This is a genomic window from Halobacterium sp. KA-4 (assembly GCF_021028995.1).
Classification (GTDB): Archaea; Halobacteriota; Halobacteria; order Halobacteriales; family Halobacteriaceae; genus Halobacterium.
Genome location: NZ_JAJJZG010000006.1, coordinates 1 through 25,605 on the forward strand (window position 1 = coordinate 1; position 25,605 = coordinate 25,605).

At 64.5% G+C, this 25,605-nt stretch carries 30 protein-coding genes and 1 pseudogene; 13 read left to right on the top strand and 18 right to left on the bottom strand.

What is annotated here, in order from left to right:
- A pseudogene (locus LPA44_RS07575) lies at nucleotides 1–129 on the bottom strand (IS5/IS1182 family transposase); the annotation flags it as partial.
- 85 nt (nucleotides 130–214) lie between these two features.
- A complete protein-coding gene (locus LPA44_RS07580) occupies nucleotides 215–1,204 on the bottom strand; it encodes a hypothetical protein (protein WP_230888985.1) in 990 nt (329 codons plus the stop codon).
- Nucleotides 1,205–1,974: 770 nt separating this feature from the next.
- On the opposite strand from LPA44_RS07580, the gene LPA44_RS07585 reads away from it, so the two are divergent.
- From LPA44_RS07585 to LPA44_RS07605, 5 genes are all read left to right on the top strand, one after another.
- Nucleotides 1,975–2,202 carry a hypothetical protein gene (locus LPA44_RS07585; RefSeq protein WP_230888986.1) on the top strand — a complete coding sequence of 76 codons (228 nt, stop codon included), beginning with the start codon at nucleotides 1,975–1,977 and terminating at the stop codon, nucleotides 2,200–2,202.
- The gene (locus LPA44_RS07590; protein WP_230888987.1) at nucleotides 2,199–2,525 is read left to right on the top strand and encodes a hypothetical protein; all 327 of its coding nucleotides are present in this window, start codon (nucleotides 2,199–2,201) and stop codon (nucleotides 2,523–2,525) included. Before LPA44_RS07585 ends, LPA44_RS07590 begins: the two co-directional genes overlap by 4 nt.
- 268 nt (nucleotides 2,526–2,793) lie before the next feature.
- Nucleotides 2,794–3,783 (top strand): hypothetical protein, encoded by a 990-nt coding sequence (locus LPA44_RS07595; RefSeq protein WP_230888988.1) that lies wholly within the window; start codon nucleotides 2,794–2,796, stop codon nucleotides 3,781–3,783.
- Nucleotides 3,783–5,462 (top strand): 3'-5' exonuclease, encoded by a 1,680-nt coding sequence (locus tag LPA44_RS07600; protein WP_230888989.1) that lies wholly within the window; start codon nucleotides 3,783–3,785, stop codon nucleotides 5,460–5,462. Before LPA44_RS07595 ends, LPA44_RS07600 begins: the two co-directional genes overlap by 1 nt.
- 2 nt (nucleotides 5,463–5,464) lie before the next feature.
- A complete protein-coding gene (locus LPA44_RS07605; RefSeq protein WP_230888990.1) occupies nucleotides 5,465–7,180 on the top strand; it encodes a hypothetical protein in 1,716 nt (571 codons plus the stop codon).
- Between the two features lie 29 nt (nucleotides 7,181–7,209).
- On the opposite strand, the gene LPA44_RS07610 is transcribed toward LPA44_RS07605, so the two are convergent.
- A complete protein-coding gene (locus tag LPA44_RS07610) occupies nucleotides 7,210–7,704 on the bottom strand; it encodes a DUF309 domain-containing protein (RefSeq protein WP_230888991.1) in 495 nt (164 codons plus the stop codon).
- Nucleotides 7,701–7,940: a DUF309 domain-containing protein gene (locus tag LPA44_RS07615; protein WP_442903372.1), complete on the bottom strand. Its 240-nt coding sequence runs from the start codon at nucleotides 7,938–7,940 to the stop codon at nucleotides 7,701–7,703. Before LPA44_RS07615 ends, LPA44_RS07610 begins: the two co-directional genes overlap by 4 nt.
- 101 nt (nucleotides 7,941–8,041) lie before the next feature.
- On the opposite strand from LPA44_RS07615, the gene LPA44_RS07620 reads away from it, so the two are divergent.
- Nucleotides 8,042–8,878 carry a succinylglutamate desuccinylase/aspartoacylase domain-containing protein gene (locus LPA44_RS07620; protein ID WP_230888992.1) on the top strand — a complete coding sequence of 279 codons (837 nt, stop codon included), beginning with the start codon at nucleotides 8,042–8,044 and terminating at the stop codon, nucleotides 8,876–8,878.
- Here the strand turns inward: LPA44_RS07620 and LPA44_RS07625 are convergent.
- On the bottom strand, nucleotides 8,821–9,267 hold the full coding sequence (locus LPA44_RS07625; RefSeq protein ID WP_230888993.1) for a UPF0179 family protein: 447 nt from the start codon (nucleotides 9,265–9,267) through the stop codon (nucleotides 8,821–8,823). The two genes, LPA44_RS07620 and LPA44_RS07625, sit on opposite strands and share 58 nt — an antisense overlap.
- Nucleotides 9,268–9,722: 455 nt before the next feature.
- Here LPA44_RS07625 and LPA44_RS07630 point away from each other — a divergent pair, with 455 nt between their 5' ends.
- Nucleotides 9,723–10,205: an AAA family ATPase gene (locus LPA44_RS07630; protein WP_230888994.1), complete on the top strand. Its 483-nt coding sequence runs from the start codon at nucleotides 9,723–9,725 to the stop codon at nucleotides 10,203–10,205.
- 6 nt (nucleotides 10,206–10,211) lie between these two features.
- On the opposite strand, the gene LPA44_RS07635 is transcribed toward LPA44_RS07630, so the two are convergent.
- Both LPA44_RS07635 and LPA44_RS07640 read right to left on the bottom strand, forming a co-directional pair.
- Nucleotides 10,212–10,595 carry a DUF5820 family protein gene (locus tag LPA44_RS07635; RefSeq protein ID WP_230888995.1) on the bottom strand — a complete coding sequence of 128 codons (384 nt, stop codon included), beginning with the start codon at nucleotides 10,593–10,595 and terminating at the stop codon, nucleotides 10,212–10,214.
- Nucleotides 10,596–10,822: 227 nt separating this feature from the next.
- Complete coding sequence (locus LPA44_RS07640) at nucleotides 10,823–11,185, bottom strand: winged helix-turn-helix transcriptional regulator (protein WP_230888996.1); 363 nt, start codon at nucleotides 11,183–11,185, stop codon at nucleotides 10,823–10,825.
- 141 nt (nucleotides 11,186–11,326) lie between these two features.
- Between LPA44_RS07640 and LPA44_RS07645 the strand changes: the two genes are divergently transcribed.
- Together LPA44_RS07645 and msrB are read left to right on the top strand one after the other, a co-directional pair.
- Nucleotides 11,327–11,962, top strand: a complete 636-nt coding sequence (locus LPA44_RS07645; protein WP_230888997.1) for an alpha/beta hydrolase — start codon at nucleotides 11,327–11,329, stop codon at nucleotides 11,960–11,962.
- Between the two features lie 48 nt (nucleotides 11,963–12,010).
- On the top strand, nucleotides 12,011–12,448 hold the full coding sequence (msrB, locus tag LPA44_RS07650; RefSeq protein WP_230888998.1) for a peptide-methionine (R)-S-oxide reductase MsrB: 438 nt from the start codon (nucleotides 12,011–12,013) through the stop codon (nucleotides 12,446–12,448).
- Here msrB and LPA44_RS07655 read toward each other — a convergent pair.
- Complete coding sequence (locus tag LPA44_RS07655) at nucleotides 12,445–12,855, bottom strand: MoaD/ThiS family protein (RefSeq protein ID WP_230888999.1); 411 nt, start codon at nucleotides 12,853–12,855, stop codon at nucleotides 12,445–12,447. The two genes, msrB and LPA44_RS07655, sit on opposite strands and share 4 nt — an antisense overlap.
- 99 nt (nucleotides 12,856–12,954) lie before the next feature.
- Here LPA44_RS07655 and LPA44_RS07660 point away from each other — a divergent pair, with 99 nt between their 5' ends.
- The gene (locus LPA44_RS07660; protein WP_230889000.1) at nucleotides 12,955–13,305 is read left to right on the top strand and encodes a hypothetical protein; all 351 of its coding nucleotides are present in this window, start codon (nucleotides 12,955–12,957) and stop codon (nucleotides 13,303–13,305) included.
- Here LPA44_RS07660 and LPA44_RS07665 read toward each other — a convergent pair.
- Genes LPA44_RS07665 through LPA44_RS07675 form a run of 3 tightly spaced genes read right to left on the bottom strand, consistent with a single transcriptional unit; the run spans nucleotide 13,302 to nucleotide 14,247 of the window.
- Nucleotides 13,302–13,568 (bottom strand): hypothetical protein, encoded by a 267-nt coding sequence (locus tag LPA44_RS07665; RefSeq protein WP_230889001.1) that lies wholly within the window; start codon nucleotides 13,566–13,568, stop codon nucleotides 13,302–13,304. The genes LPA44_RS07660 and LPA44_RS07665 overlap by 4 nt on opposite strands.
- A complete protein-coding gene (locus LPA44_RS07670) occupies nucleotides 13,565–13,864 on the bottom strand; it encodes a ubiquitin-like small modifier protein 1 (RefSeq protein ID WP_230889002.1) in 300 nt (99 codons plus the stop codon). Before LPA44_RS07670 ends, LPA44_RS07665 begins: the two co-directional genes overlap by 4 nt.
- Complete coding sequence (locus LPA44_RS07675; protein ID WP_230889003.1) at nucleotides 13,861–14,247, bottom strand: hypothetical protein; 387 nt, start codon at nucleotides 14,245–14,247, stop codon at nucleotides 13,861–13,863. Before LPA44_RS07675 ends, LPA44_RS07670 begins: the two co-directional genes overlap by 4 nt.
- A 192-nt stretch (nucleotides 14,248–14,439) precedes the next feature.
- On the opposite strand from LPA44_RS07675, the gene LPA44_RS07680 reads away from it, so the two are divergent.
- The 3 genes from LPA44_RS07680 to LPA44_RS07690 all read left to right on the top strand — a co-directional run bounded on the left by LPA44_RS07680 (nucleotide 14,440) and on the right by LPA44_RS07690 (nucleotide 18,890).
- Nucleotides 14,440–16,377 carry an aldehyde ferredoxin oxidoreductase family protein gene (locus LPA44_RS07680; RefSeq protein WP_230889004.1) on the top strand — a complete coding sequence of 646 codons (1,938 nt, stop codon included), beginning with the start codon at nucleotides 14,440–14,442 and terminating at the stop codon, nucleotides 16,375–16,377.
- A gap of 270 nt (nucleotides 16,378–16,647) precedes the next feature.
- A complete protein-coding gene (locus tag LPA44_RS07685; RefSeq protein WP_230889005.1) occupies nucleotides 16,648–18,447 on the top strand; it encodes a DEAD/DEAH box helicase in 1,800 nt (599 codons plus the stop codon).
- 50 nt (nucleotides 18,448–18,497) lie between these two features.
- Nucleotides 18,498–18,890 carry an acyl-CoA thioesterase gene (locus LPA44_RS07690; RefSeq protein WP_230889006.1) on the top strand — a complete coding sequence of 131 codons (393 nt, stop codon included), beginning with the start codon at nucleotides 18,498–18,500 and terminating at the stop codon, nucleotides 18,888–18,890.
- On the opposite strand, the gene LPA44_RS07695 is transcribed toward LPA44_RS07690, so the two are convergent.
- The 7 genes from LPA44_RS07695 to LPA44_RS07725 all read right to left on the bottom strand — a co-directional run bounded on the left by LPA44_RS07695 (nucleotide 18,891) and on the right by LPA44_RS07725 (nucleotide 25,238).
- Nucleotides 18,891–19,634, bottom strand: coding sequence for a DICT sensory domain-containing protein (locus tag LPA44_RS07695; RefSeq protein ID WP_230889007.1), 744 nt, complete (start codon nucleotides 19,632–19,634; stop codon nucleotides 18,891–18,893).
- 84 nt (nucleotides 19,635–19,718) lie between these two features.
- A complete protein-coding gene (locus tag LPA44_RS07700; RefSeq protein ID WP_230889175.1) occupies nucleotides 19,719–20,576 on the bottom strand; it encodes a DMT family transporter in 858 nt (285 codons plus the stop codon).
- Between the two features lie 140 nt (nucleotides 20,577–20,716).
- Nucleotides 20,717–21,274, bottom strand: coding sequence for an NAD(P)/FAD-dependent oxidoreductase (locus LPA44_RS07705; RefSeq protein ID WP_230889008.1), 558 nt, complete (start codon nucleotides 21,272–21,274; stop codon nucleotides 20,717–20,719).
- Between the two features lie 31 nt (nucleotides 21,275–21,305).
- Nucleotides 21,306–21,782, bottom strand: a complete 477-nt coding sequence (locus LPA44_RS07710) for an SRPBCC family protein (RefSeq protein WP_230889009.1) — start codon at nucleotides 21,780–21,782, stop codon at nucleotides 21,306–21,308.
- A gap of 51 nt (nucleotides 21,783–21,833) precedes the next feature.
- Nucleotides 21,834–22,262, bottom strand: a complete 429-nt coding sequence (gene lrpA1, locus LPA44_RS07715) for an HTH-type transcriptional regulator LrpA1 (RefSeq protein WP_230889010.1) — start codon at nucleotides 22,260–22,262, stop codon at nucleotides 21,834–21,836.
- 147 nt (nucleotides 22,263–22,409) lie between these two features.
- Nucleotides 22,410–23,348 carry a thiamine pyrophosphate-dependent enzyme gene (locus tag LPA44_RS07720; RefSeq protein ID WP_230889011.1) on the bottom strand — a complete coding sequence of 313 codons (939 nt, stop codon included), beginning with the start codon at nucleotides 23,346–23,348 and terminating at the stop codon, nucleotides 22,410–22,412.
- A 3-nt stretch (nucleotides 23,349–23,351) separates the two neighbouring features.
- Nucleotides 23,352–25,238: a 2-oxoacid:acceptor oxidoreductase subunit alpha gene (locus tag LPA44_RS07725; protein ID WP_230889012.1), complete on the bottom strand. Its 1,887-nt coding sequence runs from the start codon at nucleotides 25,236–25,238 to the stop codon at nucleotides 23,352–23,354.
- Nucleotides 25,239–25,605: the final 367 nt, after the last annotated feature.

Below are 25,605 nucleotides of genomic sequence, written 5' to 3' on the forward strand. Positions count from 1 at the left end.
GTGAAGCGAAACGATGGCGTAATCGGCGAAGCCGCCACCCCCTTCGGGGGCGGCGACTTCGCCTCGGCCACCGACAGCATTTTTAGCTAACTGAACCGCTTTCTTCGTGAAGCGGGAAATCTTCGACATAGGCATCGGCGGTTTCCCGCTTCATTCCACTAGTTCTGACGGTCGAAGCCGACGCTGTCCAGCGATTCACCAGAGCCGACATGGGTTAGTCCTCCAACCAGGTACGTTCAAACCGTAGCTCGCCGTCGACCGCCGTTTTCTCCCGAACTTCGCGCCTGAATTGGTCCGTCGGCTCGTAGTTCCCCTCCAATTCGTTACCCTCGAAATCAGCCGGGATAACCCGATAATCTGCCTCTTCCGATTCGTGGGCTTCGAGGTAGGCCCGCTCCGGTTCGCAGTCGTCAGATAGCATGATTATATCTGCCTTAATGTCCGGCTCCGGCGGGAAATTGGGTGAATCCTCTCCCTCTTTCTCTTGGAGTTTATCTAGTGCTTCTTGAACTTCCGGCGGACGCTTCGAGGAATCATCATCAAAATGTTCTGCGACGTCCCCCAAGGAGGTCGTCTCCAACTCCTGGCCTTCTCCAATTGGACAAAGCCATTCCACTTCGACGTTTTCCAAGAATAGGGCGTCGTCACATGGCCGTATAAGGTGGTTTTTCACCCCGGTTGCAATCAGGGCGGACCCCCTTTCTGTTTCCTCAATATGAGGGCCGATATTCAATTCTAGTTTGTATTCAGGGGGATAGTTGATGTGTTCGATTGGAACGGTGGGCCTTTCATACAATTCGCCACTCACTAAGGCTTGTACCTCCTCTTCGTCGGTTTCATTGTAGTGCAATTCCTTCCGTCGGTTTTCGTATAGATGGGTTCCATGTACTGGCGATCGTCGCCACTCGGAGCCGGGGCGGCCCTCGACTACGAATTGAATTTTATCGCCGGCTTCTGCCACGCCGTCGAAGGTTGAAACTTGTGAGGGGGCGGAATTGTCCCCAACAAACTCATCCTCGAATGAACGGCGTATATCCCATTTGATGGGTTCTTCACCGTCGCCAATCGGCTGTGTCTCGATACCGACGAGATAGTAAGCCGTCGTAGCGTTCCCCACCTGAATTGATTCTAGTTTTCCCGCGCTTGCGAGGCTCTTTAGCCGTTTATGCGCGGTCTTTCGAGTTACGCCCGCGTAGTCTGCCATATCACGGGCGGACCAAACGGGGCGCGGGGAATTTTCCATGATCTCAACCACCTGGTTTTCCGTCAATCCCTGATTTCGTCCCATGGTCGTGTTTTCGGAGGCCATTGGTATATTTCTACCGCACCTGTGTATGGTACTGTGTTGGGGTAGTTCCTTATAATTAGCGTCCAAAGTAGTAGGTACGAACGACGCTACGCGAAAATGCCGGGCTATCCGCTCGGCAGAAATGGGGAGCGCCCGGGAGAAACCCCAGGCCCAGGCCGATGACACCTGGTTCTACGGGGTATCACCCCATAAAATGCGCGTCCAAAGCGCGTATGAATGGTTGGGCGGTTCCGGCGTCGTTCAAACGAGGTAGGCCAATACCATGTCGAGCGATACCGGAAACCGCCCACCTACTAGGGGCGGCACGAACGCCGAAAAGACTACCGAAAATAGGGGTGGTGCCACCCGAGGACCGGCTGGCGCTATCCGACAGACCCGAAACACGGCCCCGAACGCGGCTGGTCCCGATCTCATTCAAGCGGTCGCGCTTCGAGCGTACCGCAACGACACCGACCCCGCCGAGATTTGGGCGACCATTCAATCCGTCGTCGAAGGGTTAGCGGTTCAATTCGAGCTGACCCATTCGACCGTATCCGTCCAAGCTAGCCCCGTGGGGCTAATCGCCCGGGTCGAGCATGAGAATGAGCCGGTCGACTACGCCCTACTTGCCGACGACACGGCCCGGGCGCTGGCCCGAGTTGCCGATAACGGGGGTGAAACCTGATATGGCGGGGAGCGCCAGCGAGAAAATCCGTGACAACCGGGACACCCTGGCCGCGCTCGCTACGTCGGACCTAAATAGCGCGAAGTGGGCCAGGGAGCTACTCGAAGCCGTCGACGTGAATTACAAGTGCGGGTGTGGCGGCTACCTCCAACCCACCGACCGCGAGAACGTATATCGGTGTGCGGATTGTGAGCGGGAAACCACCGAAATCGGGGGCGGACGTGAATGAGCCGGAACGCCGACGTGACCGACTACTGTTCGGTCACGCTCGAAACCACCGACCGCGACCCGACCGACAAAACCCCGCTCGAACAGTACCGCCCGCGTGGGTACGTCGCGGGCGTGAACGACGCGCTACGTGCCGAACATGGCGACGACGGCGACCCCCGAGCCGTGGCGTTCGACGCCGCCGTAGCCCTTACCGCTTCGAGCTGGGGACCGCCGTTCGCGACGCCCCACGACAAGGCGACCGGCGAATGGTGGTGGGAAGCCTACGGCTGTGCGTGTCATGTCGTCGAGCGGGCGATCGTCGACGGGGTGGTGAGCGAATGAACCGGTCCCTTTCTATCGCACACACGCGGGGACCGCGAACGGGGCGGAAATCGACCCCTTTCAGTCCAACCCTCAATCTAAGGGTTGGGTTAGAAAACCGCAGGAAGGAACAGGGCGGTTCAACCCATTCAACCCTACCAAGGGGGTTGGCGGAAAGGGGTCGAAAATCGACCCCCCTTTGCTCGCTTCTCGCGCGACGCGCATTATACGCGCGCGACCCTCGAAGGGTTGAACTGGAACGGTTTACCTCTTCGCGGGGGTGGTCGGCGTGAGCGACCCCGCCGAGAACGTGGAAGCATTTACCGAAGAGCTGGCCGACGGCTACGTGACGCTCGAATACGAGCCGATCGGCGGCGGTCAAATGCGAATAGCCGCCTACGCGAACGGGGACGTTCTCGAAAGCGGGGAGTATTCAACGAAAATCTTCGGGAGCGCGACCCTTCGCGGTCAATTTCTGAATAGCGTCGAATCGTCGATAGAGGGACGGAGCGGCGTCGACGCCGGGGAAATTCGGAACGAATTAAAGGAATGGTTCGCGGCCATGAACGAAGTCGACCGCGAAGAACAGGCCGATAAGTTCCTCCCCGGCGAAATACAGCGAATTATTGACGGGACGCAATACCCGGTTGAAATCCACGGCGGGGAAACGACGACCTGGAAGGTCGAACTAACGTATGCTGGCCGGACGGGGGAATTGGAGTTTGAAGCGTCGGAAATGGTCGGAAACGGCGCGGGGACGCTTCAAGAGAAGATCGCGAACCAATTCTTCGAGCTAATCGAAATCGAGAAAGAGGATTGGGAAGCGATAAGGGAACGCTGGCATGAGAATAGCGAAGTCGTGAACGTCGTCGAAGAGACGGCCAGCGACGCGATAGCCGACCGTGTTCTCTCGAAACTCGGTAACACCCTGAAACCCGTCGGGGACCGCGAAGATATGGGGAACGACGTCGCGGCGGCGTGGTACGACCCGGAGAATACGACCGTCTACGACGACGCCCCGGAGGACGCGCCGATCGTGTGGGTTCAAGATGATTTCCTCGTCGACCAGCTCGAAGCCGCCGGGAAGAAACTCGAATACAAGGGCCAACTAATTAAGAACCTGATAGACCGTGGCGACATACACGGGTCCCGGGTCCGGCGAAAGTGGGCGTGGGATAGTTACACGAAGGTCTACCCGTTCGAGCCGGACGCGCTCGGGGTTACGCCCGACGACGTAGGCGGGCGCGACGACCCGAACCATAGCGAGGTGAGCGCCTAATGACCGACGTAATCCAGGTCGACGGCGCGCCGGGGACCGGAAAGACCCACACGCTCAAACAGAAACTACGCGAAGAGAAGCGGGACGGGCTTACGCCGGACGGGTTCTGGTGGCTCACGTTCACCCGCGCGGGACGCGACGACGTGAAACCCGAGCTGGCCGACGTATTCCGCGACGCCGACGCCGACAACGTGGAAGATAAGGCTCGAACCCTGCATAGCCTGGCGCTTTCACTACTCATTCGCGGGGACCTGTTAGACCCGGACCCCGACGAAGAGGGGCCAGGGCCGATAATCGTTCCGGGGAGCTTCGACGACGACGAATTAGACCCCTACGCGGCATTTTGCGACACTCGGGGGGTGCGGTACGACCCGGACGCCGCCGACCCGCGTAAGCTCCTGGCGGGCGAAGAGTCGACCGAATACGTCGGGAACAAACTCTTCGCGATAAACGATTTCCTCCGGCAAACGTGCAAACCCCCGGAGAAGTGGCGAAGCGCGCCGATAGACATAGAGATCGCGGGCGACCGCGTGACCGCGCTACTCGACGAATGGGACGAATACAAGCGCGACGCCTTCGAGTATCGGCTTTTCGAGCATGGGGATTACGTCGACTTCGCGTATCACGCGGGCGTGACGCCCGCCGTCGACGTTCTCCTAATCGACGAATTCCAGGATTTCGCCCCGCTCGAATATCGGCTATTCAAGGCGTGGCGCGACAAAGGAACGATCGAGCGGATATACCTGGCCGGCGACCCGAACCAGTCGATCTATTCGTTCCGTGGCGGGACGCCGCATTACTTCGAGAACACGGACGTCGACGACGTAATAGACCTGAAAGAGTCGTATCGGTGTCCCCGGGAGATCGCGGCGGTCGGGAACGCCGTTCTCTCGGCTCACACGGACACGGACCCGAGGGGGTTCGAGGGACGCGAACCCGGGGGTAACGTCGGCTGGCGGTCGATTACGGACAAATACGACCTTCGCGACGCCGTGATAGCGTCGGCAAAACAGCATACGTCCCACAACACGCCGGTAATGCTTCTCACCCGAACGAACGGCCAGCTCCGGCGGCTTACGAACGACCTTCGGGACGTCGGCGTTCCGTTCGAGGTGTTGGGGACCTACGGCGGCGTGTGGCGCGGGGACCTACGGCAAATGCTGGCGTTCCTGAATAACATGGCGTCGGCCGGGAGCGCCTACGCCTTCCCGAACCTTCGACACGTCTTAGGGGCGCTCCCCGACGGCGAAGAGCGGAAATCCCGGCTTGGGTACGATCTCGGCGGTATCATGGACGCCGACGCCGTGGCCCCAGCGTTCGAGGACTTCGACGGCGCGTTAGACATAGCCGACCACCTACAGATAGCCGCCTGGAAGCGTGACGTTCTCAAGAACGCGATCGACGCCCCGGCGTCGCTCAAGGCGGAAGAGGTGAAAGTCGGAACGGTTCACACGTCGAAGGGACTCGAAGCCCCGAGCGTCTACCTGTTTACTACGTCGTCAAAGCGGACGGTTCGACAGTATTCGCGGGACGCCGACCGCGCCGCCGAAGAGCATAGAGTCTACTACGTCGGGACGACGCGGGCCAGCTCGGAACTACACTTAGTGAGCGAATACTTCGACGGGCCGACCGCGCCGCCGATTCAGAAAATCCGCCGACATGGGAAGGTGGTAGCATGACCGTGAGCGACGAAGAGCGGGCCGACCGCTACCTACGCCGGAACCCGGACGCCAGCGTAGCCGAGTTAGCCGGCGCGCTCGGGATTGCGCCGGACAAAGCCCGGGGTTTCCTCGAAGGCAACCCGACCGCCGACGCCGAAGGGCCGGACGAAGCCCGTGAACCCCGGGGTAAGACCGCCGAAGAACCGGACGAAGCCCCGGACGAAACCCCGGAACCGTCGAATGAGGCGAACGAAGAGCCGCCTACGCCGTCGGACCACTACGACCGGCTCGGGGAGCTGTACGCGACGCTCGGGGAGATCGACGGCTGGCATTGCCCCGGGAACCGGGATTACTTCGGCTGGTATCGGACCCGCCAGGGGCCGGGCGCGTGGGACGGCGAAGGTCGAGCGTGGGCGCTCGGGAAGGAATTCGCGGGTATCCGCCAGGAACTTGAGCGGGTGGCCTACGCGACCGTGAACTACGCCCCCGCGAAGTGGTATATCGACGGCTGGCGGGCGTTTGACTACGGTGAGAACGGAAAAGAATGGGACGGGGACGAAACCCCGCTACCGAACTACGGGGACCTACGCGCTTACGCCCCGTTCGCGGATATAGACCTAACCGACGACGTGAAACAGAAGCGCCCGGAGGGGGACATCCCCCAGGAAACGATAGAGCGGGCGCTATCCCTCTATCTCGAAGCGTTCGGGGAACTGGCCGGCGGCATGGAACACGTCTATGCCCTGGATAGTGTCGGCGGGGCCTACGCCTTCGTCGCGCCGACCGCGACCGCGCCGATCGCGGAAGCGTTCGACCGCCGCGACCGCGCGATTATCTTCGAGGACATGACCGACCGGGTGAACGGTTGGCTCGAAGGCGTGAAAGACGACGTGAACGCCGCCGTCCCCGACGCCGCTGGGACGTTCGAGCCGGACCTACTGAATAACAAAAACCGGCTCTACAAAGCGCCTATGTCGCTTCATAAGTCGCTCGACGGCGTGGTTACGCCGGTCGACCCGGAGAACCCGAGCTACGACTACACGCCGATCGAAGCCGTCGACGCCGACGCGATAGCCGACGCGGAAGCGTGGGCCGACGAGTTCACGTCCGACCACACGGACGCCGTGAGCGCCGTCGTCGCGAACTTGTGGCCCGACTACTACGCCGACGCCGACGGCTGGCGCGACGCCGTGAGCGCCCGCATAGACGACCTGACGGAAGAGCGGGAAGCGAACCGGGAGCGAAACCAGCAAACGCTATCCGTCGACGACCTTCCCGACGACATAGAGGAAACCGACGACATAGAGGTAGTAAACGCCGCGATCGAGGCGATCGACTGCCGGGACGTGGCCCGGGACGTGGCCGACGAATGGGACACGGCCCCAGGCCGTGACCCGCCGCGATTTGACCCGCCGTGGCGAGATAGTAATAGCGGAACGTCGTGCTTTGCCGATTCCGAGAAATACGTCGATCTTAGCGAAGGGCAGAAGGGCGGCGGCCCGCTCACGTTAGTAGCCCGGGCGACGGGAATAATCACAAACTCCTCCGACCGGCTTCGAGGAAACGACTACTGGAAGGCGGTAAACGAACTTCGGAAGCTCGGGTATGAGATACCGTATTTCACGGGTTCGAGCGGGACCCACCCCGACGCGCTCCAACTCTTCGACGACGCCGAAGATACCGACGAAAAACGCCGGAAAGCAGTTCGAGCGCTACGCGCCAGCAAACGCGGGTAGTCTTTAGACGGCTTGTCCGTCTAAGTGATTCATTCTAGACTTTCGGCGTGTTCGTAATCCTCCTGTCGAGCTTCCGGTCGCTTCCCGTCTAGTACGATTTGCCACCCGTCTAATACGGTTGGGTCGTTAAGCGCGTTCGTGAGCGTGGTTCTGACGCCGAGAACGTCGACCCCGTAGTAATCATTCGGAACACCGTTGAGATACTGTAACGACGTCTCGAAGAGGCTACGCATACCGTCGTCATTTTCAAAGTCAAAGTGCTTGTACGCGCCCGCCGCGACTTGCACCATTCCGTGAGCAAATGCGCTTTCGGTGGTCCCGCTCCCGTAGTTATACCACTCTGATTCAAAACAGTCATGTGATTCATGGAACGCGCCGGAGTTGTATAGCCGGACGCCGTGAATCACCGCCCGCCGAAGGGTCCCATGTTCCCACCCATTCGACACGCCCCGATCTTGCCGCCAGCCGGTCGGGTTCCCTGAAATCGGTGGGCCTACGTTTGGGTCTTGCGTGTGGTTGTTCATAGGGTAGTTGCTAGCCGCTCGAACCCGGTTCCCTGACGGTACGATTTGTTTACACTCAGCCAAACATTCTCGAAGCAGTCGTGGGACTCGTGGAACTCCCCGCTGTTGTAGAGGCGGACGCCGTGCTCCGTCGCGCGTCGTAGCGTCGCGTGCTCCCACACCCGGCGGTCGGCGAGCCAGCCGGTCGGGTTCCCCAGCGGCGGCGCGACGCTCGGGTCGCGGGTGTGGTCGTCCATCACGACCGGCTTGGACCTGGCGGGCCGTAATCCCGTCGGTGGGCCCTCCACGATGGCCGCAACGGCAACCCCTATGCGTCCGCGTCCGCTACGACGTGACGATGCGAGTCGAACAGATAGGCGACGGCGAACCCGAAGTGGCGGTCGTCGGGAGCGTCCACGGCGACGAGCCCTGCGGCGCTCACGCAGTCCAGCGACTGCTCGACGCCGACCTCGACGTACTCGAACCCGTGAAACTCGTCGTCGCGAACGAGCGCGCGCTCGAGGAGAACGTCCGCTACCTCGACGCCGACCTCAACCGCTCGTTCGGCGAGGACGTCCCCGACGACGCCCACGAGGTCGAACTCGCCCACCGCCTCGCCGACGAAATCCGGGGCTGTACCGTGCTGTCGCTGCACTCCACGCAGTCCCACGCCGACCCGTTCGCCATCACCGCGGGCTTCGACGGCCAGATTCCGGACGTCGTCCCGCGACTCCCCATAGTCGCGACCGTCGACACCCAGGGCTTCGGCGAAGGCCGACTATTCGCGTCCGACGCGGACATCATCGAGGCCGAGGCCGGCCTCCAGGGCACGGAGACGGCCGCGGAGAACGCGTTCCGCCTCGCACGCGAGTTCCTCACCGCGGTCGGCGCGCTCCCCGGGAGCGCAGTCGAACGCGAGATTCCGGTCTTCGAGATGGGCGAGTCAATTCCCAAACCCCCGGCCGACGAGTACGAGGTGTTCGTCGAGAACTTCGAGCGCGTCGAGCGCGGCGAGACATTCGCCGCCGCGGACGGCCACGAACTCGTCGCCGACGACCCCTTCTATCCGGTGCTGTTGTCGCCGTACGGGTACGCCGGCCAGTTCGGCTACCGCGGCCAACACCGCGGCACCGTCGGTCAGTCCTCAGACGGCGCGAACTCCACGAGCGTCAACTCCCTGTCCAGCGCGCAGTAGTCGTGGGGCGGGTCCCCGAGAATCTCCTGAATCTGATACTCCTCGCCGAACTCCGCGCCCACCGGCTCACAGTACTCGTGGCTCGGACACTCCGTGTGGGGGCACGGCCCCGCTAACTTCCCCTTGCTCCCAGCGTACGCGCCCTTCGACGGCACGTTCGCCTTCACGGACGTCGGCTCCACGTCCACCGCGACCACGCCCTCGTCGTGGACCGCGCAATCCAGCACCTGGCCGCCCTCTCGGACTTCGGTGACCTCGTAGCGCACGCCCTCCTCCAGCGTCAGACACTGCTTGCGGTACGGACACCCCTCGCAGGCTGAGGACTCCCCGCGATAGACGAACTCCGTACCCGGCTCGGCGAGCCGCGACCCGAGCAGCGTGATAGACATACGCGGCGATTCGGCTCGCGCGTGGTTAAGCCTCCCGCCAGCAGGACGGTCTGGAATCGTCTGGGTCGAAGGTGCTCGGAGTGATACGGCAACTCTGGAAGACACCACCTCGAAAGCCCCGAGGCTGTAGACTCGTGCGCCTCGCTGCGCGCCTCGTTCGCTTCGCTCTCTCGGTGCTTACTTCGGCGTACTTCGCCGAGCGACCCGCCCCTTTCAATCCGCCCGTAGCCGGTTGGTCAGCCGGTAACGGGCGGACTGAAAGGGGGGACTGGCTTCGGTCGCGCGGCTCGTTGCGCCCTTCGCTCACTCCGTTCGCTTCAGTGCTTACGTCGCCGTGCTTCCCGAAGCCAGTCGGGGCTTTCGAGGTGGTGTTGTCGACCACTCGTGCGAGAACGCTCGTACGAACACCAGACCTAGCCCGAACATCTACCCGAGCGAGCACCGACAGCATAGGTGTGATACTGGTCGTGTGTGGGCCGCCGGGTGCGGGGAAAACCACGGTCGCGCTGGGCCTGAATCGGCGGCTCGAAGCCGACAGCTACGATTTTCAGGTGGTGCACACGGACGACCTCGCGACGCCGGTGTACGACCACTTGTTCGAGCGCGTCGCCGACGCCCCCGAAGCGAACTGGCTGCTCGACGGGACGTTCTACAAGGCGAAGTGGCAGGCGCGAATCCGGGGGTTCCCGGACGTCTACGTGGTGCTCGTGACCGCGGGCCGAGACACCTGTGTCCGGCGGAACTACGAGCGAGACGGAATCCCGGACCGTGCAGTGAAGACGATTTACGACGAGTTCGACTGGCCCGACGCGGACTTCACGGTCGACACCGACATCCTGCGCGTGGAGACCGCCGTCGACCTCGCGTACGAGCGCGTGCAGGAATGGCTCCGGGAGGCGGAGACAGTCGAGATAGGGGGCGAACGAGATGGGGCATAGCGGCGGTCAGTCCGTGAGTTTGTCGAGTTCGTCGAGATAGTCGTCGCGGGGAAGCTGGTAGGCGTCCCGGTAGTCGACGTCACCCGTGTCGAAGCGGGCGGCGAGATCGACCGCACCAGCGTCGGCGGCGTCGCGAGAGTCGAAGCGCGCGTCGGCGTCCTTGACGCGGACTTCGGGTTCGAGGCGGAGGGAGACGAACCAACTGTCGGGCGCGGAGTGCGAGCGGCGCTTGCGCTCGGTTGGCGGGCGGCGCGCGACGCGAATCGTCGGGAGGCAGGGCGCGGGGAAGCGCTGGGTGTCGAAGACGTCGGGCCGGTAGACGAGAATCGCGCCGTCCTCGTCGTCGTTCCAGACCTGCCAGCCCTCGGAGAGGTCGTCGAACGCGGTCATGGGCGTCCTATCCCGCGAACGCCGTAAGGTCTGCCGGTTCGCGGCGAGCCGGAAGCCGACTATCGGCACGGCGTTCGGTACTGGCTGTCGGTGAAAGTGAAGTCAGTCGTGGCTGTACCGCGATTGCGTGTTCACAGGTGGAATCGGTCCGCAGCTCGATAGTAGCCACACAGAATAGTTCGCTTCACTTTCACTCCGCACCCCGGTTGGGCGTCGCAGTTCCTCGTTCAGGTGTCGGCCAGCGTGGCGGCTGCGTCGACGCTGTCCGCGTCGTCGCCGAGCCACTCCTCGGCCCACTCCTCGATGGCGTCGAACACCGGGAACAGCGACTCACCCTTCGCGGTCAGCGAGTAGTACGTCGCGACGGGCGACTCCTCCTCGAGGCGGCGGTTGACGAACCCCATCTCTTGGAGGTCGTCGAGCACGCGCGAGAGCGTCCGCGAACTGGCGTCCGTCGAGCGTTTGAGCTCGTTGAACCGCTTCTCGCCTTCCTGAAGGTCGTGGAGCACGATGAGCCGCCACTGGGAGCCAATCTGTTCCAGCGAGTCGATGACGCTGCAAGCCTCCTCGCTGTATCGCTCGTCTGCCATGTCCGACCGTACGCAGCGGGCACCCATAGTGGTTCCGACTGGAATCAGGTGTCAGAGTGACACTGCTGGGGTGACGCCGCCGTCACCGGATGGCCCCGAGGTTAGCGGAACGGTTTACGTGTGGGTGGCTTACTGGAAGGCATGACAGACGCCGACCCCCACGCCGGACAGCCGGTTGAGCACCGCGGACCCGCACTCGAAGACGCCGACAGTGCCGTCATTCTGCTGCACGGTCGCGGCGCTCGCGCCAGCGGAATGCTCGGATTCGCCGAGGACCTCCCCAGCGAGGGCGCCGCGTTCGTCGCACCGCAGGCCGCCCGCGCGACGTGGTACCCGAACAGCTTCCTCGAACCCACCGAAGAGAACGAGCCGTGGTTCAGTTCCGCGCTCGGCCTGGTCAACGACGTCTTCGAGGACGTCACCGAGCACGTCCCCGCAGAGAACGTCGCGCTCCTCGGATTCTCGCAGGGTGCGTGTCTCGGCAGCGAGTTCGTCGCTCGGAACCCCCACGAGTACGGCGGATTCGTCGCGTTCTCCGGCGGCCTCCACGGCCCTGAAGGCACCACGCACGAACACGAGGGTGACCTCGAAGGCACGCCAATCTTCCTCGGCTGCAGCGACCGCGACCCCCACATCCCCGAGGAGCGCGTCCACGAGACCCGCGACGTCTTCGAGGCGATGAACGCCGACGTCACCGAGCGCATCTACGAGGGCATGGGTCACACCGTCAACCAAGACGAACTCGAACACGCCGCCGACATCGTCGGCGACCTCTGACCCGCCGCGACCTGTAGGTTTACCCGCGGCCGCTCCCTACCAGTGAGTATGAGTGACGCCAGTGACAGCGCCGACGCCGGCAGCGCGGACGCCAGCGACGTGCCCGAGACCGAGGCGGAGTGGCGCGAGCGTCTCAGCGACGACGAGTACGAGATTCTGCGCGAGGCGGGGACCGAACGCCCGTATTCCGGCGAGCACGTGGACCGCGACGAGGACGGCACGTACCGGTGTGCGGGCTGCGGCGAGGTGCTGTTCCACGCGGACACGAAGTTCGACGCGCACTGCGGGTGGCCGAGCTTCTGGGACGCCGCCGAGAGCGACGCCGTCGAACGCCGCCCCGACCACAGCAACGGCATGGAGCGCACGGAAGTCGTCTGCGCGACCTGCGGCGGCCACCTCGGCCACGTCTTTCAGGACGGGCCGGAACCCACTGGAGAACGCTTCTGCATCAACTCCGCCGCGCTCGACTTCGACGCCCAGAATTAGAAGCAGAACGAAAATGGGTAGGTGAGCGCGACGCGGTCGCCGTCCTCCAATTCGGTGGCGAACCCGTCGAGGAGTTCGTTGAACCGGCCGTTCACGAGCACGCGAGCGTACGCCCGGGTGCGCTCGCCTTCGGGGTTGCGCTCCCAGCGGCCGGGCGGGTCGCCGGGGTAGTTCGCCCACGTCGCAGCAGTCTCCTCTTCCTCGCTTTCCGCGAGCAGCATGTCTTCGAGGCCGTACTCGCCGAAGAACGCGTCGAGGAACTCCCCGAGCGTCGTCCCGTCGAAGGAGAACTCCATGCTGTGCGTGCCGAGCTCGCGGCGAACGTGGCCGGTCGCACGCAGTTCCACGGTGGTCTCACTCCGCTGACCGTCGACCTCACCGCCCTCCTCGCGGTTCTGAACGCTCATACGGGTCGTTCGCGCTTCGCCCGCCTAAACACAACCCCGAACGTATTCGGTTCGGGCGACGGGAAACGCCTATCCCGTTCGCTGTCGAGGTTGCCAGTGATGGATGAGGACCGCGAGTTCGCGCTCGAATCCCGGCTCACGAACCATGGCTGCTACCTCCGCGAAGTTGCCGAATCCGGGGACACCTGCCACCTCACCTACCAGTCCGCGGCGGCCGACCAGCACGGCGAAATCCCCCAACAGCAGGTCGGGGACATAGTCAACGTCTTCCGGAAGCTGTTCGCCGACGCCGGCTGGTCGGTTCGTAGCGTGGAAGCGACCGTAACCGACCTCGACGACGAGCCACTGGGGTCGTGGCGCGCGGAGCAGGAGTGGTTCGACGCACTCGCGGACGGCACCATGACCGAGGTCGAGTTCTCGCGTCGCGTCGTCGACAGCCTCGAACCTTAGCCGCCCGCGCGCATCGCCTTCCGCGAGAAGTCCTCGACGAGTTCCTCGAGTGTTTCCTCGCCGAACGCCTCGTCGGCCGCGAATTCGACGGTAACTTCGGTGAGTTCCAGCGACGGCCCGATGGCGACTTTCTCCGCGGACAACTCGGCGCGCCAGCCGTCGCCCTCGACCGTGTCGTCGTCAACGATGGTGCCGCCGAGGTTCTCGAGGTAGTTCCGAGCGAGCCGCACGGAGATGCCGCGAAACTCCTTCTCCCGCTTCACACCACGTCCTCCGTCGCTGTTCCACCGGCGACCGGTGGGAAGATGCTCAACTGGTCGCCGTCTTCGAGTTCCGTCTCCATGCCGTCGAGGTGTAGCACCTCGCGGCCGCTCTTCAGGACGTTGATGTGCGGGCGGAGGCCGCCGTTCTCGACGAGCTGGCCCGCCAAGCCATCGTACTCGGTTTCGAGTTCGCGGAGCACCTCGCCGACGGTCGTCCCCTCGTCGTACTCGCGCTCAACGACCTTCGTGCCGACTGCCTCACGGAAGGTCGCGAAGAAGCGGAGTTCGACGTTCATGCGCCCCCGAACCGGATACCATCCTCGACGAGCCGCTGGTTGCGCTCGCGGTCCAGCGCTTCGCCGAGTTCGTCGTGGTCGTAAATCTGGGCGACGAGTTCCACGTGGAGGTTCCGCCACGAGATGGCGTAAATCGGCGACTGCCCCCACGCGCGCAGTTCCGGCACGAATTCGTCGTAGCGTTCGAGGCGCTCCTCCAGCCGCTCGACGGCGTCGACGACGTAGGATACGGCCTCCTCGTCGGAGTCCGCGGCGTCGATGGCGTCGTTGATGCGGCGCTCCCAGCCGGCGACGGCTTGCTGCATGTCCTTGCGCGTATCGTCGCTGTCGGCAGGGAGTGCGTCGAGAATCGGTTCCGGAACGCCGAGTGACACCGGCTCCATGCCCGAACGTGGCACAGCGACGAGCATAAAGGTCCCGCCGCCGCCGAAATCTCCGGGACGGCGAAGCGTCGCGTGGCCGAAACGGGCGTCCCGAGTGGTCCGCTCGCCTTCGTAAATGTAACCAGTATCAGCTACGCGACCGTGGGAATCACTATCGGGATACGGCCCGTATGTAACGAAAGAGCACCAACTATGACTGACCTAGGTGGCTTCCAGGACCACGTCGCTCGCGTCAACCTCGGCGCTGGCGACGTCGACTACGAGAGCATCGACGACGAGGACGCGCGCAAGTACATCGGCGCGCGCGGCCTCGGCGTGAAGTACGTCTTCGAGAACGGCCCCGACGTCGAGCCGCTCTCCGAGGAGAACCTCCTCGCGTTCATGAACGGCCCGCTAACGGGGACGCAGACGCCGATGAGCGGCCGCATCGCCGTCGTGACGAAATCCCCGCTGACGGACACCGTTACGGACTCCCACCACGGCGGGTGGAGCGGCGCGCGCCTCAAGTGGGCGGGCTTCGACGGCCTGCTGTTCGAGGGGAAAGCCGAGGACCCCGTCTACGCCGTCGTCGAGGACGGCGAAGTCGAGCTGCGTGACGCCAGCCACCTTTGGGGCTACGGCGTCCACGACACCATCGACGAATTGGAGAGCGAAGTCGACGGCGCGTACGGGAAGAACCTCTCCGCGATGGCCATCGGCCCGGGCGGCGAGAACACGGTCCGGTACGCCTGCATCATCAACGAAGACGACCGCGCCTCCGGCCGGGGTGGTACGGGCGCCGTCATGGGGTCGAAAAACCTCAAAGCGGTCGTCGTAAAGGCGTCCACGCAGATGCCCAAGCCCGCCGACCGCGAGACGTTCATGGACGGCCACAAGGCCGCCATGCAGGCGATTCAGGAGTCCGACGTCACCGCGCCCAACGAGGGCGGGCTCTCCGTCTACGGGACGAACGTCCTGATGAACCTCACCGAGGAAATGGACGGCCTCCCGACCCGAAACGGCCGATACACGTCCACGAGTACGGAAACCGAGGCCGAACCCGACGAGCCGAACATCGACTCCGAGAAGGTCTCCGGGGAGAACGTCGAGGAGAACATCCTCGTCGACGACCCGACGTGTCACTCCTGCCCGGTCGCCTGCAAGAAGGAAGTCGAGGTCGACGTCCACCACAAGGGCGAGGACCTCAACGTCCGCATGGAGTCCTACGAGTACGAGTCCGCGTGGGCGCTCGGCCCGAACTCCATGAACGACGACCGCGACAAGGTCGCGCTGATGATGGACCGCTGTAACGACTTCGGCATCGACACCATCGACAGCGGGAACATGCTCGCGTTCGCGATGGAGGCCGCCGAGAAGGGCTACCTCGACGACTTCGACGAGACCCTCGACTGGGGCGACGTCGACGCCATGGTCGAGATGCTGGAGAAAATCGCTACCCGCGACACCGACCTCGCGGACGTGCTTGCCGAGGGGCAGAAGCGTGCGGCGGAGACGCTGGACGCCCACGACTGCCGCCTCGACGTGAAGGGGCAGTCCATCGCGGCGTACGACCCGCGCGGTCTGAAGGGCATGGGCATCGGGTACGCGACCTCGAACCGCGGCGGCTGTCACCTCCGCGGGTACACGCCCGCCGCCGAGATTCTCGGCATCCCGGAGAAGGTCGACCCCACGGACTGGGAAGGGAAAGGCGAACTCACGGCGACCTTCCAGGACCTCCACGCCATCTCGGACTCGTTCGACATCTGCAAATTCAACGCGTTCGCGGAGGGCGTCGAGGAGTACATCGACCAGTACAACGGCATGACCGGCCGCGACGTCGGCGAGGAGGAACTGCTGGAAACGGGCGAGCGCATCTACAACCTCGAACGCTACTACAACAACCTCGCCGGCTTCGACGGCGACGACGACACCCTCCCGGACCGCTTCGTGGAGGGCGCGGAGGACGCGGTGCCCGCGGGCGGCGGCATCGAGGGTGAACTCTGCGAACTCGACGCGATGAAAGACGAGTACTACGAGCACCGCGGCTGGGTCGACGGCGTCGTTCCCGACGAGAAACTCGACGACCTCAGCATCGACCTCGGTCCCGGCACGGGCGTCTCCGCGAGCGGCGCAGCGTCCGCGGACGACTAGCGTTCCAATTCGACGTTCCACATTCTTTTGCTGCCCGACTTGCCAGCGTAGCGACAGCCGCTCAACAGCTGGTCCCTGGCGGATTGAAAGGGCGAGGCCGACCGGAGGGAGGCCTCGACGTTCTCGAACGGTGAGCGTAGCGAGCCGTGAGAGCCGCCCGAGTCGTGGACACCGAGGGCTTTCAGGTGTGCGAGAGAGCGACAAATTCAGGAGCGATTCCGACACCTAGACCCGAAACCCGTTTTTCCACGCGCGCCCTACGACGCTGCAGTGACTGACATCTCCAAGGAGGCGTTCCACGACGCCCTCGAAGCCGTGGGTCGGCCGGTCGCGACCGCCGCGCAGGTCGCCCGGGAACTCGACTGGACGCAGGCGGCGGCTGCCGACGCCCTCGCCGAACTCGCTGAATCGGGCGACGTGGAGCGCGCGGACGTGGAGAACGACCCGGTGGTGTGGTATCCGCGGGACTGGCTGGAACTGACGGACCGCGAGCGGGTCGTGCCGTTTCCGGACCGCCGGGAGATCGTCGTCGACCAGCCCGCGCAGTTCACGCGCGCCCAGCTGTCGCGGTTCGCGCACCTCGCGGACACGACGCGTACGGGCAGCTACCGGTACGTCGTCCGTGAGGAGGACGTGTGGGCGGCGCCGTTCGAGAGCCTTGGCGACCTGCTGGCGGCGATGGACCGCGTGCTCCCGCGGGACTGCCCCGGGCTGAAGGACTGGGTTGAAGAGCAGTGGACGCGCGCGACGCGGTTCAGGCTCGTGACGCACGAGGACGGCTACGTCGTCCTCGAAGCGAAGACCGAGAGCCTGCTCGGGAACGTCGCCGACCAGCACCTCGCCGACGACGTAATTCGCGCGCCCATCTCGGACACGGAGGCGTGGGTCGCCGAGAACAAGGTCGCGGAACTGAAGCGCACGCTCTACGAGGCCGGCTACCCCGTCCAGGACGAGCGCGACCTCGAAACTGGGGAGCCCCTAGACGTCGACCTCGATCTCGAACTCCGGGACTACCAGCAGGATTGGGTGGAACGGTTCGTCGATGCGAGTTCAGGCGTGCTCGTCGGGCCGCCGGGGTCGGGGAAGACTGTCGCCGCGATGGGTGTGCTCGAAACCGTCGGCGGCGAGACGCTGATTCTGGTGCCGAGCCGTGAACTCGCGGCGCAGTGGCGCGAGGAGTTGCTCGCGCACACGAACCTCGAACGCGACCAAATCGGTGAGTATCACGGCGGCACGAAGAACGTGCGCCCCGTCACCATCGCCACGTACCAGACCGCGGGGATGGACCGCCACCGCCACGTCTTCGACGATCGGGAGTGGGGACTGGTCGTCTACGACGAAGTCCACCACATCCCCGCGGAGGTCGCGCGCCGGTCGGCGGACCTCCAGAGCAAGCACCGCCTCGGGCTCACCGCAACGCCGGTCCGCGAGGACGACAAGGAAGAAGACATCTACACGCTGGTCGGGCCGCCGATTGGCACGGATTGGGACGCGCTGTTCGACGCGGGCTACGTCGCTGAACCCACCGTCGAGATTCGGTACGTGCCGTGGCGCGACGACGATGCCCGCTACGAGTACGCCGCGGAGAGCGGGCATACGCGCCGTCGGCTCGCCGCGGAGAATCCCGCGAAAGACGAGGAGGTCCAACACCTGCTGCGCCAGCACGCTGACAAGCAGGCGCTCGTGTTCGTGGACTACCTCGAACAGGGTGAGCGACTCGCGGAAGCCATCGACGCGCCGTTCGTCAGCGGGGAGACCCGCCACGCCGAACGGGAGGCGCTGTTCGACCGATTCCGCACGGGCGCGCTGAACACGCTCGTCGTCTCTCGCATCGGCGACGAGGGAATCGACCTGCCGGACGCCGAACTCGCAATCGTCGCCTCGGGCTTGGGCGGGAGCCGCCGGCAGGGTGCCCAGCGTGCCGGGCGGACGATGCGACCGGGTGGCCAGTCGCTTTTGTTCGTGCTCGCGACGCGCGGGACCGAGGAGGAGGACGACGCCCGCAGCCGGATGCGCCACCTCGCCGCGAAGGGCGTCCGTGTCACGGAGTCCGGCAGCGAACAGGCCTGACACGGCGCCGAACCCCGGGCATTAAGCCGCCGGCCGGCACACTGCCGACGATGACCGAGTTTCCGTTCACGACCACGGTCGACGTGCGGTATCAGGACCACGACACGCTCGGGCACGTCAACAACGCCGTCTACGTCACTTACCTGGAGGAAGCGCGCGTCGCATACCTCACGGAGCACGCGGGACTGTCGATGGAGAACCTCTCGATGGTCGTCGCGCACCTTGACGTGGACTTCGTCGAACCTGTCCGGCACGCCGAATCGGTCGAGGTCGCGATCGACGTCACCGACGTCGGCGGGTCGAGTTTCACGATGGCCTACGAAATTCGCCACGAGAACAGCGTCGCCGTCGAAGCCGAGTCCGTACAGGTCACAATCAACTCGGATACTGGAAAGAGCCATCCGGTCCCGAAGGCGTGGCGGGCGGCGTTCCAGGAAGACTAGCTACGCGGGCCCTGTCGCCGGGAACGCGTTGAGTCGAGCGAGAATCGTGTCGACGATGGCCGCGTTGAATGTCCAGAAGCCGTAGAACTGGTTGTCGTCACGCTCTTCGGCGAGCAGTGCGCGCTTGTCGTCGTCGCTTTTGGCGTCCAACACCACGAACCACGTGTCCGTAATTTCGTCGTCCTCGTAGGCGTGAATCGTGTGGGCGTCGGTCGGCACCGTCCAGTTCGGCCGCCCGTAGATGTGGGTGTCGACGCCCGCGGCCGCGAGCCGTTCGTAGAACCGGTACTGCGGCCGCAGGTTCGACAGCCGCTGGAAGCCCGCGTGCAGCGTTCCCCCGAGCTGGTGGGCACTCGACTCGATTTCGCGGGAGGCGACGACCATTCGGTCGCGGCCGTAGTCGGTAAACACCGACTGGTCGATGTGGCGGAACAGTTCTGGGTACTCGATCTCCTCCGGGGCGGAGACGTCGATGAGCGGGGAGTCCGGCCGGACCACCCGGTACAGCGACTTCAGCGACGACGCCGCGAGGTACTCGCTGTCGTCGTGGAGCACGACAAAATTGCGTGGGATGCCGTCGTCGGTGGCGGCGCGCCGCAAGTCCACCGACTGCACCGCAAAGTACGACTGGATGTCCTGCAGCACGGACCGCGGTACGTCGACGTTGTACAGCGTCAGCGTGAGCGCGCGCTCGTCGACGCGATCAACGATGTCCGGCAGTGGGGGAGCAGCGTCGTCAGCCATCGCTACGTATCTGGTCCGTGTGGTGCCCGACTCATAAATCCGCGTGGCCAAGTGACATCCGCCGAGTCGGCTGCATACCTGCGGTCACGTCGCGCGCCCCGTCGTCGTGACTGCGATGCCGACGAGGACCACGGCGCCGCCCGCGACGGTGAACACGCCGGGTACCTGCCCGAAGACAGCGAGTGCAAGCAGCGTGCTCCCGACCGGCTCGCCGAGCAGCGAGACGCTCACGACGCTGGACTCGACGTACTTCAGCGCCCAGTTGACGAGCGTGTGGCCGAACAGCCCGGGGCCGACGGCCATCGCGACGAACAGCGCCCACTCGCGGGCCGGATAGTCGACGAGCGGCAGCCCAAGCGCGACTGCCACCGCGAACAACACGACCGTGCAGACGCCGTAGACGGCGAACACGTACGGCGCTAAGGAGAGACGCTGGCGGACCGACCGCCCTGCGAGCACGTACCCCGCGCCAGCCACGGCTCCGACGACCGCGAGCGCGTTCCCAAGGTTCGGCGCCGACCCGACTGCACTTCCCGTGAGGAAGTCGCCCGCCGACAACAGCACCGAACCCGCAATAGCGACGAGGATGCCGCCGACGATGCGCGCGCCGACGCGCTCGTCCAACAGCAGCCACGCACCCACCGCGACGAACGCCGGCTGCGTCTGCACGAGTGTCGTCGACGCCGCGATGCTCGTGAATTCGATGGACGCGAACCACGACGCGAAGTGAACCGCCAACAGCACGCCCGCGACGCTCACGACCAGCCAGTCCGCACCCGAAACGTCGGCGAATTCGCGGCGCTCGCGGAACGCGAACGGCGCGACGAACGCGGTCGTGAACAACACCCGGTAGCCCGCCTTCAACACGCGCGGCGCGTCGCTGAGCTCCACGAGGATGGCGCTCGTGCTCACCGCGACGACGGCGACAGCGACGGCGGCCATCGGCGGCACGACGGGGTCGTCGGCACTCACGGCTGGACGTTACCGGCCGCAGCAAAAGAGATTGCGCTCGCGGGAGTCGGGAGAGAGTTATTCCGCGTCCGTGCGAACGATAGTGAGCGCGGGCACGAGTGGCCGACCGGTCACTCGGCGTCCGCGGGCGTGTCGAAGTCGTGGTAGTGTTCGCCTTTCTCCTTTGAGAGGATGTTGAGCGCGGCCGCAGCGCCGTCGCCGGCTGAGATGACTGCCTGCCACTCCTCGACGCGTACCATGGCGCCAGTCGCGTAGGCGTCCTCGACGCTCGTCTCCATGTCGACGTCCACGTCGACGACGCCCTCGTCGGTGAACGCGGCACCGAGGTCTTCGGCGAGGTCGCGGCTCGCACCCGTCGCGAGCACGACGTAGTCCGCTTCGTACTCGCCGTCTTCGGTCGTCACCGCGAACCCGTCACCGGACTGCTCGACGCCCGTAACTTCCTCGCCCTGGTGGCGGTCGACGCCGAATTTGTCGACCTGCTCGCGGGCGCTCTCCATAAACGCCGTGCCGTCCTCGGAGTCGATGCCGAGGTAGTTGAAGAGGTGGGCTTTGTGCATCCACGTCTCGTCGGTGTCGAAGACGGTCGTCTCGAGGTCGTTTTTCGCCGTGAACAGCGCCGCGCTCAGGCCGGCGGGACCGCCGCCGACGACGATGACGTGTGTCATAGTTGTATGTTCTCCCGCTCACCGGTTAAACCTACGGCCCGTCCAGAATGTCCCGCGTCCGGCGGTGGCGGTACCAGAACATCGGCGCGAGCCCGAGGCGCGCGAACTCGTCGCCGATACCGCCGATTGGCGCACGGTACTCGACGTGGTCTCGAATCAGCGTCTCGTCGCCGTCGGCGTAGAACAGGTGCGTGTGCTCCCACTCGGGGAACGGCCCCTCCTCCATCACGTCCACGAAGTACGCGGTGTCTTCGCCCTCCTCTCGGGTGGTGATGTGCGAGACCCACGTCTGCCGCGGCCCGACGCCGAACGGCTGCACGGACGCGTGAATCCGCGTGCCCGCCGTGAGGACGTGCGCCTCGGGTTCGTCGTCCGGGCGCTCGATTTCCTCGACGCGCAGGTCGAGCCAGTCCGGCGTCAACGACCGCAGGCCGTCGATAGTGGAGTGGAACGCCCACACGTCGGCAAGCGGCGCGCGAACCCGCAACTCCCGCTCGAAAGTCGCCATACACGTCGTTCGCGGGGCGCGTGCAAAACTCCGGCGGCAGGGGTCGTTCGGCTACTTGAGTCGCTCCTGCAGGAACGAGGGGTGGGCGGCAGTGACGCCGTCGATGCCGTGAATCTCGTCGCTAATGACTTCGCCGAGCGCGTCCCCATCGGCGGCCCGGACTTCGGCCATCAGCATGTGGTCGCCGCTGGACGTGTACAGCGCGTGGACGGCGTTCAAGTCCTTCAGGTCGCGCGTCGCCTCCACGTACCGCTCGGAGGCCACGTCGATGCCCACGAGCGCGATGGACTGCCCGGAGAGTTTCTTCGGGTCGACGTCCGCCGAGTAGCCGACGATGACGCCTTCGTCTTCGAGTTTGTCGATGTACTTCCGGACCGTCGGCTTCGAGACGTCCGCGCGGGCGGCGATGTCGGCGTACGAGGCCTGCGCGTCCTCCTCGAGTGCGGCGAGGATTCGGTCTTCCGTCGATTCGGTGCTCACACCCCTCGTTTTGGTGCCTGTGAAAAAATATCTTCCGAATGAGAAAGTCACCTCGCGTGGGCGAGAAGCGTCGTGGTCGCGCGCCGAAGCCGTCGGCTACTCGAGCGATTCGCGCGAAAGAAATTGGAGCCGGGCCGGAGTGGAACGCTACTTGTGGCGCTCGATGAAGTCGTACGAGCGCTCCCAGTCGTAGTCCTCGTCGAAGTACCGCTCCGCGAGCGGTTCCTCGGGCATGTCGCCGCGCTGCTGCTTCTCTGCCTGGTAGGAGTTGCGGTTCTCGTCCTTGTAGTAGCGCCCGGTGAGGACGGTGCCCTCGTAGAGGGCGTCCTCGGTCTCGTGCATCAGGTCGGCCGCCTCGCGGCGGTCGGTGATGTCGAAGTCGTAGTCGTCGCTGTCCTGCACGTCGACGTAGGGGACGTACTGCTTGGCGTCCTTGTTCCACGTCGGGCACTGGGTCAGGAAGTCGACGTGGGAGAAGCCGTCGTGCTCGATGGCTTCCACGATGATTTCCTGGGCCTGGTTCGGGTTGACGGCCGCCGTACGGGCGACGTACGAGGCGCCAGCCGACAGGCTCATCGAGAGCGGGCGGATCGGGTCCTTCGCGCTCCCGTGAGGCTGGGTCTTCGACTTGTGGCCCTTCGGCGACGTCGGCGACGTCTGGCCCTTCGTGAGGCCGAAGACCTCGTTGTTGAACACGATGTAGGTCATGTCGTGGTTCTCCCGGGCGGTGTGCATGAAGTGGTTCCCGCCGATGCCGTAGCCGTCACCGTCGCCGCCCGCCGCGACGACTTCGACGCCGTCGTTGGCGAGCTTCGCGGCGCGGGCCACGGGGAGCGACCGACCGTGAATCGTGTGGAAGCCGTAACTCTCGAAGTAGCTGTTGAGCTTCCCCGAGCAGCCGATACCGGTGCACAGCAGCACTTCCTCGGGGTCCTTGCCGAGTTCCGCCATCGCACCCTTCAGCGCCTTCAGGACGCCGAAGTCACCGCAGCCAGGACACCACGTCGGCTGCGGCTCGATGCCGGGCGTGAACTCGTCCCGTTCGACCTCCCGATCCTCTCCGATTGCGCTGAACGCTTTGCTCATGGATTAGTCACCTGCCGCAGGTTCGAGGGTAGTTTGGGCGGTCGGTTCCCCGCCGCCGTCCTGTTCGAGCTCGACCGCTTCGACGATTTCGGCGGGCTCGAACGGGTTGCCGTTGTACTTCAGGAGGCTGGAGAGCTTGCCGTCGACGTTCCCGAGCTCCTTCTGGATGAGCCCGCGGAACTGCTTCGTCGAGGACATCTCCACGACGATGGCTTCGTCGACGCTCTCGATGAACTCCCGCACCTCGTCGACCGGGAACGGCGAGAGGTCGCTGACGCCCAGCGCCTTCACGCTGTTCCCGTCGTCGTTCATGCGTGCGACGGCTTCCTCGACGGTGCCCTGCTGGCTGCCCCAGACGATGAGCCCGAAGTCCGCGTCCTCGTCGCCGTAGACGACCTGCTGGTCGCGCTCGTCGAGGTCGTCGCCGATGGCGTCGAGCTTCTGGAGCCGGCGTTCGACCTGCGCGACGCGGTTGTCGGGGTCTTCGGCGATGTGGCCGGTCGGCCAGTGCTCGTTGCCGGACGCGAGGTAGCGGCCGCCAGACTGTCCCGGGATGGAGCGCGGGCTGACGCCGTCCTCGACGCCGTCCGTCCGGAACCGCTCGAACTTCCCGGTGTCGTCGTGGGGTGCCTCCGCGATTTCGTCCTCGGTGAGCGTGCTCCCGAGGTCCGGCTTCGGGTCGCGGTCGAAGAACGACGCGTCCACGTTCCGGTACTCGCCGGAGAGCTTCTGGTCGTAGACCACGATGGCCGGAATCTGGTACTCGTAGGCGATTTCGAACGCCGTCCGCGTCTGCTCGTAGCACTCCTTGGGGTCGCTGGGCCCGAAGGCGACGCGGTGGCTGTCACCCTGACTCGTGTACAGGATGTGTTCGAGGTCGGCCTGCTCGGGCTTCGTCGGCATCCCCGTGGAAGGACCCGCGCGCATCGCTTCGAGCAGGACCAGCGGCGTCTCGGTCATCTCCGCGAGACCGAGCGGCTCGCTCATCAGCGCGAAACCACCACCGGACGACCCGGACATCGACTTCACGCCGGAGTGGCTCGCGCCGACCGCCATCGCCGCTGCCGCGATTTCGTCCTCGACCTGCTCGGAGATGCCGCCCATGTCCGGCAGGAGGTTCGTCATGATGGTGAACACGTCCGTCCACGGCGTCATCGGGTACCCGGCGATGAACCGACAGCCGGCGTCGATGGCCGCGTACGCGATGCCGTGGCTACCGGAGACGAGGACCTGCTCCTCGTCGTGTTCGCCGGTGGGCACTGTCAGGTCGTGGGACTGCTCCATCTCGTTGACCTGCTCGTAGGCGTCGTGGAGGACTTCGAGATTCTGTTCGAGAATCTCGCCGCCCATCGCGTCCGACATCAGGTCCTCGATGTGGTCGAGGTCCATGTCGACGAGTGCGGCCGTCGCACCCACGCCAGCAGTGTTGCGCATGACTTCGCGGCCGTGCTCTTTGGCGAGCGACCGGAGGTCGAGCGGATAGACGTGCCAGTTGTTCTCCTCGGCGCGCTCCTCGAAATTCGGGACGTCCTCTACGTCGAGGAGGCCCTCGTCGTAGACGATGACCCCGCCTTCGCGGAGGTCGTCGAGGTTCTCGGAGAGCGGCTTCACTTCCTCGTCGCCGTAAACGGCGTGCTCGCTGGGGTTGCGTGCGAACGAGTCCCCGAGCGCGAGCAGGAAGTTGTAACCGTCGCCGCGCGACGTTACGTTCTCGTCCCGCGCACGAATCTCCACGTACGTGTGGCCGCCGCGGATGCGGGACGGGTAGTGTCGGTGCGTGAAGACGTCGAGGCCTGAACGCATCAACGCCTTCGCAAAGTTCTGACTCGTGGAGTCGATTCCGTCGCCGGAACCCCCTGCCACTCGCCAGATGAGTTCGTCATCAGTCATAGTGTAACCCTCTGGCCCGTGCTCGGACCGTTAGTAGGGTGTTGGTCGGACCCACACTAAATCGTTTGCTATCCATTAACAATAGAAGATGATTAAGGAATACTGTACAGGACCCGAAACCCCCGGCGAACCTGCCGGAACGTCGGCGAGCCCCGTAATTATACTACTTGAAATTCAACCGTAGGATCATACATAATAGTTAGTAGATTTAATTTTGTATATCGTGAAAGAAGCGGGAACGCGTGGAATGGCTAATTCGTGCCAGCCTCTGGTGCGATCGTAGAGAGCGACTACAACAACGAGACGGCACACCAGTACGGAGAAGGGTACGTCGCCGACAAGGCGCTCCCGCCGCCGGAACGACGCG

Bases quoted from the DNA above. Each gene is read 5' to 3' on its own strand.
- LPA44_RS07600 (WP_230888989.1), top strand. From the start codon at position 3,783: ATGACCGACGTAATCCAGGTCGACGGCGCGCCGGGGACCGGAAAGACC.
- LPA44_RS07580 (WP_230888985.1), bottom strand. From the start codon at position 1,204: ATGGCAGACTACGCGGGCGTAACTCGAAAGACCGCGCATAAACGGCTA.
- LPA44_RS07705 (WP_230889008.1), bottom strand. From the start codon at position 21,274: ATGACACACGTCATCGTCGTCGGCGGCGGTCCCGCCGGCCTGAGCGCG.
- LPA44_RS07725 (WP_230889012.1), bottom strand. From the start codon at position 25,238: ATGACTGATGACGAACTCATCTGGCGAGTGGCAGGGGGTTCCGGCGAC.
- LPA44_RS07645 (WP_230888997.1), top strand. From the start codon at position 11,327: ATGACAGACGCCGACCCCCACGCCGGACAGCCGGTTGAGCACCGCGGA.
- LPA44_RS07680 (WP_230889004.1), top strand. From the start codon at position 14,440: ATGACTGACCTAGGTGGCTTCCAGGACCACGTCGCTCGCGTCAACCTC.
- LPA44_RS07610 (WP_230888991.1), bottom strand. From the start codon at position 7,704: ATGAACAACCACACGCAAGACCCAAACGTAGGCCCACCGATTTCAGGG.
- LPA44_RS07625 (WP_230888993.1), bottom strand. From the start codon at position 9,267: ATGTCTATCACGCTGCTCGGGTCGCGGCTCGCCGAGCCGGGTACGGAG.
- LPA44_RS07670 (WP_230889002.1), bottom strand. From the start codon at position 13,864: ATGAACGTCGAACTCCGCTTCTTCGCGACCTTCCGTGAGGCAGTCGGC.
- LPA44_RS07700 (WP_230889175.1), bottom strand. From the start codon at position 20,576: ATGGCCGCCGTCGCTGTCGCCGTCGTCGCGGTGAGCACGAGCGCCATC.
- msrB (WP_230888998.1), top strand. From the start codon at position 12,011: ATGAGTGACGCCAGTGACAGCGCCGACGCCGGCAGCGCGGACGCCAGC.
- LPA44_RS07585 (WP_230888986.1), top strand. From the start codon at position 1,975: ATGGCGGGGAGCGCCAGCGAGAAAATCCGTGACAACCGGGACACCCTG.
- LPA44_RS07695 (WP_230889007.1), bottom strand. From the start codon at position 19,634: ATGGCTGACGACGCTGCTCCCCCACTGCCGGACATCGTTGATCGCGTC.
- LPA44_RS07720 (WP_230889011.1), bottom strand. From the start codon at position 23,348: ATGAGCAAAGCGTTCAGCGCAATCGGAGAGGATCGGGAGGTCGAACGG.
- LPA44_RS07590 (WP_230888987.1), top strand. From the start codon at position 2,199: ATGAGCCGGAACGCCGACGTGACCGACTACTGTTCGGTCACGCTCGAA.
- LPA44_RS07675 (WP_230889003.1), bottom strand. From the start codon at position 14,247: ATGGAGCCGGTGTCACTCGGCGTTCCGGAACCGATTCTCGACGCACTC.
- LPA44_RS07710 (WP_230889009.1), bottom strand. From the start codon at position 21,782: ATGGCGACTTTCGAGCGGGAGTTGCGGGTTCGCGCGCCGCTTGCCGAC.
- LPA44_RS07655 (WP_230888999.1), bottom strand. From the start codon at position 12,855: ATGAGCGTTCAGAACCGCGAGGAGGGCGGTGAGGTCGACGGTCAGCGG.
- LPA44_RS07690 (WP_230889006.1), top strand. From the start codon at position 18,498: ATGACCGAGTTTCCGTTCACGACCACGGTCGACGTGCGGTATCAGGAC.
- LPA44_RS07615 (WP_442903372.1), bottom strand. From the start codon at position 7,940: ATGGACGACCACACCCGCGACCCGAGCGTCGCGCCGCCGCTGGGGAAC.
- LPA44_RS07660 (WP_230889000.1), top strand. From the start codon at position 12,955: ATGGATGAGGACCGCGAGTTCGCGCTCGAATCCCGGCTCACGAACCAT.
- LPA44_RS07635 (WP_230888995.1), bottom strand. From the start codon at position 10,595: ATGACCGCGTTCGACGACCTCTCCGAGGGCTGGCAGGTCTGGAACGAC.
- LPA44_RS07620 (WP_230888992.1), top strand. From the start codon at position 8,042: ATGCGAGTCGAACAGATAGGCGACGGCGAACCCGAAGTGGCGGTCGTC.
- LPA44_RS07640 (WP_230888996.1), bottom strand. From the start codon at position 11,185: ATGGCAGACGAGCGATACAGCGAGGAGGCTTGCAGCGTCATCGACTCG.